This window comes from Mesorhizobium sp. WSM4850, from assembly GCF_055811735.1.
Genome location: NZ_JBVVPV010000159.1, coordinates 1 through 639, shown reverse-complemented (window position 1 = coordinate 639; position 639 = coordinate 1). Strand labels below are relative to the sequence as shown.

Here is a 639-nt window from a genome sequence, read left to right as displayed (position 1 = left end):
CAGAGCTGTCTGCGGCTGGTTCGGGCACTGGCGGTGGAGATCCACGAGAACTGGCTCGAGGCGACCCGCTACCTCAATATGGATCATCTGCGCGAGCACAAGAAGGAGAACCTGAGGGCACTGGCCGCCTGAGACGCGGCCGCCATGTCCGCCGCTCCGCTAAACACGGGGCTGCGCGGCGGACACGCCAACGTCACCGCTGAATGCCACGCCATTTTGCTGATGGGGTGGATGCCAGCCTTCTCCGACGGCATCGCAATGTGCCAAAGTTTGTGGTGTTAGCGCCACGCAAAGGAGAGGCAGGCATCCATGGAAAAGGTTACCATCATTGGGATCGATCTGGCAAAGAACGTCTTTCAGCTGCACGGGGCGGCAGCTGATGGATCGGTTGTGTTCCGCAAGAAGCTGTCGCGCCTGCAGTTTTGCAAGTTCATGGCGAGTCAACCGGCATGTGTCGTGGCGATGGAAGCGTGCGGCAGCTCCCACTAGCCCGTCAGATGGCTCGGCTTGGCCATGAGCCAAGACTGATTGCCCCGGCCTATGTCAAACCGTTCGTCAAGCGGCAGAAGATGGGATGGTTGCCGCCCTCCCCAGACGGCATCGCAATGTGCCAAGGTCGTGGTGTTCAACGCCACATGA

2 pseudogenes are annotated in these 639 nt (G+C 60.4%); both read left to right on the top strand.

Annotation, left to right across the window (positions count from 1 at the left end):
- Positions 1–132, top strand: a pseudogene (locus tag AC0L2Z_RS35395) (IS256 family transposase); the annotation flags it as partial.
- 177 nt (positions 133–309) lie between these two features.
- Positions 310–639: pseudogene (locus AC0L2Z_RS35390) on the top strand (hypothetical protein); the annotation flags it as partial.